The organism is Sutterella parvirubra YIT 11816, assembly GCF_000250875.1.
In the GTDB taxonomy this organism is placed as follows: Bacteria; Pseudomonadota; Gammaproteobacteria; order Burkholderiales; family Burkholderiaceae_F; genus Sutterella; species Sutterella parvirubra.
Genome location: NZ_JH604944.1, coordinates 1 through 6,217, shown reverse-complemented (window position 1 = coordinate 6,217; position 6,217 = coordinate 1). Strand labels below are relative to the sequence as shown.

Sequence of the window (6,217 nt, the reverse complement as noted above, 5' to 3'; positions counted from 1 at the left end):
GGGCGGCGGCGCCTTCGGGGGCGAACTGCCATTCGGTGGGGGACGTGATCGCGAGCGCCGCGGGAAGCCCGTCGGCGTCGAGCGTCAACGCGTGGGCGAGAAGCCCGCGGGCGGATTCGGCCGTGCCGACGGCGCCCTCAGAGGTCAACGCCGACGCGACGAGCGGCGTCCCCGCGGCTTCAAGACCCGCGAAGCGGCGCATGCGCGATTGGGCGCCGCCCTCCAAGAGCCGGAGCGCGAGCGTGCATTCAAAAAGGCGCGCGGCCGTCAACGTCAGGGCGTCGGGCCCGCGGCGCGAGAACGGGCGGAAGATCGCGGCGTGCTCCATGCGGGCGAACGCCCCGGTGAGGCGCGGCCGGTGCTGTAGCCGCGGCGCGAGGGCAAAACCCGATTCCGAGAGCATACGCGAGCCCAGCTCGTCCATGATGACGGGGGCGGCGGGGAGGCGCTCGCAGTCGACGGCGCCCCAACGGGGGCCGCGCTCGGCGACGTGGACGAGCCACGCGGCGGCGGGAAGGCGGTCCGAATGGGCCTTCGCCCAGTCGAGCATCGCTTCCGGGGAAGCCGTCGCGGTTTCGAGCCACGCTTCGGGCGTCATGCCGAAGAGCATGTCGCGGAAGGCGTCGGTGAGGCCCGGGAGTACCAGGTCCACCACTTCGGCGGCCTGGGTCCAGGCGTGGCCGTCGTCCGAGGCGGCGAGCGGATCCATCGCGCTCGCCACGTGAACGAGCGTCTGAACCTTGCCGCGCAGCGACCCGAAGCGCTTGGCGTTCGTGATGTCGTCGGTGATGCGCGGGCCCGCGGGGAGAAGCGTCTGAACTTCCAAGGTCATCACGCGGAGGTTTTCCGTGAGGGCTTCGAGCATCAGGGCGGATTCGCCGAAGGCGAGGGTGCGTTCGCGCAGTTCCGCGACCGAAATCCCTTTGGCCGCCCCGCGCGCGGCGTCGAAGGCATTGAGGTGCGCCAGGGGGCAGAGCCCGTAGACGAGGCCGATCAGCCGCCTCGCGTTCTGGCGCGATTCGGGCTTCACGAGTTCGTTCGCGACGCGGGCCGTGCGGGTGTTGCACACCGTCACGGTGAGGCGCTCGCAGCGCCTCTCGCAGAGATCGACGAGGATATGGCCGGGGTCAAACACCTGACACCTCCGTCACGGACGGGGCGGATTCGGGCGCCGTCGGGTTCGCGGGGTTCGTCACGTCGGCCGCGGCGTTCGCGGCCGGCTGCGCCGGGCTGTCTTCGGCCGTTTTTTCTGCACGGCTCCTCCCGCCGAAGAGCGCGCGCCGCGAGATCGCGCCGCGGGGCTTCGGGGGTTCGGGTTTCGGGGGCTCAGGCGTCAACGCCGGCGTCTCCGTCCAGTTTTTGGGCGGCGTCGCCTTGATGGGAATCACGCGGTGGAGCTTCCCGTCCGCGGTGGGCGGAACGGTGAGGATGGCGTCTGCGTCCTCGTCGTCTTCGGGGAGGCGGTTGGCTGTGAGCATCGCGCGCAGGCACTCGTCCGCGAAGGCCTGCGCGGTCGCCTGGTCGGCGAGCTGATCCGCGGGGCTCATCAAAGAGAGCGACGCGTAGAGGCCCGCCACGTCGTCCTCAATCACGGTGAAGGGGAAGTCTCCGCCCGGGAGTTCCACGAGACGGACCTTCCCCGCGGCGGCGCCTTCCCAGCCCGCGCGGTTCCCCGCACAGAAGACCGCGAAGACGCTCCAGGGCGTCACCATGACGCCCACCCAGTCGTTTCCCCAGCGGCGGAAGCCCCGGGGTTCGACCGTGAGCTTGGGGTTCAATGCGGGTACGCCCGCAAAGCGCGTCTTCTCAATCGTCCCGAAGGCCGCCCGGAAGTGTTCGGACGGGTCGAGGGTGTGAACTCGCAGAGTGGCAGTCATGTCGGAAACGCGCTCGGGATTTGGGCGCCGCACGGCGCTTGGTGCCGGTGCGGCGGGGTTTGAAGAGGCTCGGGAGGTGGGTGCGAACGGCGAAAGTTTCCGGTACCCGGCCTTTTCGCCGGATCCGCGCCGGCAACACCACCCCGATCATTGCAGGAAAGTATAGGAACGCCCGGCCCGCGCGGCCATTCCCCGTTGGAGGGGTTCGGGTCGGCCGTTGGGAGGAATTTGAAAACGAAACTACTCACGGGTAGTACCAAATGACTACCCCAAATTCCCGCTTTTCACCTCGACGAACAATGGTGGAAACCGTCGCTTTGCTATAGCGTACGGGGTGAAACGTCCGCCTGCGTGCGCGAAGCGGGAAAACATGCCTTGGCGCACCGGACGTCAACCTTTTCAAAGACCCCAAGGACAAAGGAGATTCCTTATGTTCGAAACGCAATATGAAGCGCTTCGGCGTCAGGGCGTCAGTCGCCGCAGCTTCCTGCAGTTCTGCTCGCTCACCGCTGCCAGCCTCGGTCTGGGCAGCGCCGGCGCTCAGGACATCGCGGAAGCGCTCGAGACGAAGCCGCGCACGCCCGTGATTTGGCTGCACGGTCTCGAATGCACCTGCTGCACCGAATCCTTCATCCGCTCGTACACGCCGGTCGCGAAGGACCTCGTCCTCTCGATGATCTCGCTCGACTACGACGACACGATCATGGCGGCGGCGGGGCATCAGGCCGAAGAAGCCCTCGAAGAAACGATCGAAAAGTACAAGGGCAACTACATCGTCGCGGTCGAAGGGAACGTTCCCTTGAACGACGACGGCGTCAACTGCATCCCGGGCGGCGAGATCTTCCTCAATAAGATCAAGCACGTCTGCGCGAACGCCAAGGCCGTCATCGGCTGGGGCTCGTGCGCGGCCTGGGGCTGCGTGCAGGCCGCCAAGCCCAATCCGACGAACGCCGTGCCGATCACGGAAGTCATCAAGGACAAGCCGATCGTGCTCGTTCCGGGCTGCCCGCCGATTCCTGAAGTGATGACCGCGGTCGTCACCTACATCCTCACCTACGACCGTCTGCCTCCGCTCGACCGCATGGGCCGCCCGAAGATGTTCTACGGCCAGCGCATCCACGACAAGTGCTACCGCCGCGGCCACTTCGACGCCGGTCAGTTCGTCGAGAAGTTCGACGACCTCGGCGCCAAGCTCGGCTACTGCCTCTACAAGGTCGGCTGCAAGGGTCCCACGACCTACAACGCCTGCTCGACCGTCCGCTGGAACGAAGGCCTCTCCTGGCCCGTTCAGTCCGGCCACGGCTGCATCGGCTGCTCCGAACCCAACTTCTTCGACAAGGGTTCCTTCTACAAACACGAAACCACCATCCTTCCCCCGGGTTGGGGCGGCGTCGAAGCCACGGTGGACAAGGTGGGTCTCGCGACGGTCGCCGTCGTGGGCGCCGCCGCTGCGGCGCATGCGGCCCTCTCTGCGGTTGCGCAGGCCCGCGCCAAGACGAACAAAGAGATCGGAGGTGAAGAATGAGCAACGAACGCCGCATCGTCGTCGACCCGGTCACCCGAATTGAAGGTCACCTGCGCGTGCAGGCCATCCTCGGGGACGACCAGAAAATCGCCGACAGCATGAGCACCGGCACCATGTGGCGCGGCCTTGAGGTGATCCTCAAGGGTCGCGACCCGCGCGACGCCTGGGCCTTCGTCGAACGCATCTGCGGCGTCTGCACGGGCATTCACGCCCTTGCGGCCGTGCGAAGCGTCGAAGACGCCATCGGGATCAAGATCCCGAAGAACGCGAACATCATCCGCAACCTGATCAACGCGGCCCTCTACACGCACGACCACATCGTGCACTTCTATCAGCTCTCCGCGCTCGACTGGGTCGACGTCGTGAGCGCTCTGGAAGCGGATCCGCGCGAAACCGCCGAACTCCAGCAGAAGATCTCGCCCTCGCATCCGATGGCGAGCGTCGGCTACTTCCGCGACGTGCAGAACCGTCTGAAGAAGTTCGTCGCTTCGGGTCAGCTCGGCATCTTCAACAAGGGCTACTGGGGCCATCCCGAAATGAAGCTCCCGCCCGCCGTCAACCTTCTTGCGGTCACGCACTACCTTGAAGTGCTCGACTTCCAGAAGGAGATCGTGCGCATTCACACGATCCTGGGCGGCAAGAACCCGCACCCGAACTACCTGGTCGGCGGCGTCGCCTGCCCGATCAACATGCACGACACGGGCGCGCAGGGCACGATGGTCAACGAAGTTACGCTCAACTACATGCGTGACGTCGCCAAGCGTTCCGTCGAAATCGTCGAGAACGTCTATCTGCCCGACATCAAGGCGATCGCTTCGCTCTATCCGGAATGGTTCAAGTACGGCGCGGGTCTCTCGAACAAGAACGTGCTCTGCTACGGCGACTTCCCGGAAATCGCGAACGACTGGTCGGACGAATCCCTCCAGCTGCCGCGCGGCGCGATCATCGACGGGAAGCTGGACGAAGTCCACGACGTCGACCTGCGCGACCTCAACCAGATTCAGGAATTCGTGGACCACTCGTGGTACCGCTATCCGGATGAAGCCAAGGGCCTCCACCCGTGGGAAGGCGTCACGGACGCCGCCTTTGCGCTGCCCGAAGGCTCCGAAGGCACGAAGACGAAGTTCTCGTGGCTCGCCGCCGACGGCAAGTACTCCTGGATCAAGAGCCCGCGCTGGAAGGGCCACATGATGGAAGTGGGTCCGTTGGCCCGCCTCGTCATGGGCGTGGCGAAGAACGTTCCGCACATCAAGGAACCGGCGCTCGATCTGCTCAAGGAACTCAACCTTCCGCTCGAAGCCGTCTTCTCGACGCTCGGCCGCCATGCCGCCCGCGCGCTCGAATGCCGCTGGACCGCCCACAAGATGGTGCAGTACGTCGACGACCTCACCGCCAACATCAAGGCGGGCGACGAGGCCGCCGCGGACATGACCTTTTGGGAACCGTCCACCTGGCCGAAGGAATGCCGCGGCGTCGGCTTCTGCGAAGCCCCGCGCGGCGCGCTCGGTCACTGGTGCGTCATCAAGGACGAACGCATCGCCAACTGGCAGGCCATCGTCCCGACGACGTGGAACGCCTCGCCGCGTTCGCCCGACGGCCAGAAGGGCGCCTTTGAGCAGTCCCTGATCGGCACGCCGGTTGCCGACCCGCACCAGCCGCTTGAAATCATCCGTACGATCCACAGCTTCGACCCGTGCCTCGCCTGTGCGACGCACCTTCTCGACCCCGACGGCGAGGAGCTCTGCAAGGTTCAGGTCCGCTGAGTGATCAAGGAGGACGGTTATGAAAATCGATCCGGTCACCTTTGAGGTCGACGTCTCTGCGGGGACGCATCCTCTCTACGTCTGGGAGGCGCCGGTTCGCGTCTGGCACTGGGCGATGTCGATCACGATGTTCGTGATGATCTTCACGGGCTTCCTGATCGGCGCGCCGCTCGTCTCCAACCTGGGCGATACGTGGATCACGTACGACTTCGGCTACATCCGCCTCGCCCACTTTGCGGCCGGGATCATCTTCACGGGCCTTTTCGTCTACCGCCTCTACTGGGTGGTGGTCGGGAACCGCTACGCTCGGATGATCTTCCTCCCGCCGCTCTGGAGCATGAAGTGGTGGAAGGGCGTCTTCACGCAGATCGCCTACTACCTCTTCATGCGCAAGACGAGCCCGGAATACGCCGGCCACAACCCCCTCGCGCAGCTCGCGATGTTCGCGATGTTCGTGCTGGGCAGCATCGTGATCATCATCACGGGTCTCGCGCTCTACGCGCAGGCCTGGGGTTGGGACACGGGCTGGATGGCGTGGTTCGGCTGGGTGTTCACCCTCTTCGGTGACGCTCAGGCGGTTCGTACGACGCACCATGCGCTGATGTACGTCTTCATCCTCTTCTCGATCGCGCATATTTACATGAGCTTCCGCGAAGACGTGATGGGCGGCGCCACGACGCTCTCTTCGATGAGCACGGGCCTGCGCATGTTCAAGCACACGGAGCACTGAGAATACATCTTTTCGGTGCATGAACTGACCCCCTCCGGGATGTCTCCCGGAGGGGGTTTTTGATGGGTTTTTGTCCAGTTTCTTGTCCAGTTCTGAGCGGCATTCAAGGATCATGTATCTTAGGAAGCATTTGAATTCGGAGATATTATGCTTCCATCTTTGTACTTAGGGACATCCATTGCCATCTCTTGGGCATGGGGTACATCACTCATCCTTGGGCTTGAAATTGCTAGAACCAAAGGGCTTGAATCCTTCCTGATCTGGGCAACAGCGAAGTACGTGTCCTAAGACCGGGGGATGCGAAAAATTCGTCCGAACGCCC

General features: G+C 64.5%; 5 protein-coding genes. 3 read left to right on the top strand and 2 right to left on the bottom strand.

Features of this window, described 5'->3' with window-relative positions:
- Together HMPREF9440_RS04510 and hybE are read right to left on the bottom strand one after the other, a co-directional pair.
- Positions 1–1,135: hypothetical protein (locus HMPREF9440_RS04510; RefSeq protein ID WP_008541903.1), on the bottom strand; the 1,135-nt coding region annotated here is incomplete at its 3' end.
- Complete coding sequence (gene hybE / locus HMPREF9440_RS04505; RefSeq protein ID WP_008541902.1) at positions 1,128–1,877, bottom strand: [NiFe]-hydrogenase assembly chaperone HybE; 750 nt, start codon at positions 1,875–1,877, stop codon at positions 1,128–1,130. The genes hybE and HMPREF9440_RS04510, both read right to left, overlap by 8 nt.
- Positions 1,878–2,307: 430 nt before the next feature.
- Here hybE and HMPREF9440_RS04500 point away from each other — a divergent pair, with 430 nt between their 5' ends.
- From HMPREF9440_RS04500 to cybH, 3 genes are read left to right on the top strand one after another with little or no spacing between them, the layout of a single operon-like run.
- Positions 2,308–3,402, top strand: coding sequence for a hydrogenase small subunit (locus HMPREF9440_RS04500; protein ID WP_008541899.1), 1,095 nt, complete (start codon positions 2,308–2,310; stop codon positions 3,400–3,402).
- A complete protein-coding gene (locus HMPREF9440_RS04495; RefSeq protein WP_008541898.1) occupies positions 3,399–5,165 on the top strand; it encodes a nickel-dependent hydrogenase large subunit in 1,767 nt (588 codons plus the stop codon). Before HMPREF9440_RS04500 ends, HMPREF9440_RS04495 begins: the two co-directional genes overlap by 4 nt.
- A 19-nt stretch (positions 5,166–5,184) precedes the next feature.
- Positions 5,185–5,895, top strand: coding sequence for a Ni/Fe-hydrogenase, b-type cytochrome subunit (gene cybH, locus HMPREF9440_RS04490; protein WP_008541897.1), 711 nt, complete (start codon positions 5,185–5,187; stop codon positions 5,893–5,895).
- Positions 5,896–6,217: the final 322 nt, after the last annotated feature.

Coding starts and splice junctions, on each gene's coding strand:
- hybE (WP_008541902.1), bottom strand. CDS start 1,877: ATGACTGCCACTCTGCGAGTTCACACCCTCGACCCGTCCGAACACTTC.
- HMPREF9440_RS04500 (WP_008541899.1), top strand. CDS start 2,308: ATGTTCGAAACGCAATATGAAGCGCTTCGGCGTCAGGGCGTCAGTCGC.
- HMPREF9440_RS04495 (WP_008541898.1), top strand. CDS start 3,399: ATGAGCAACGAACGCCGCATCGTCGTCGACCCGGTCACCCGAATTGAA.
- cybH (WP_008541897.1), top strand. CDS start 5,185: ATGAAAATCGATCCGGTCACCTTTGAGGTCGACGTCTCTGCGGGGACG.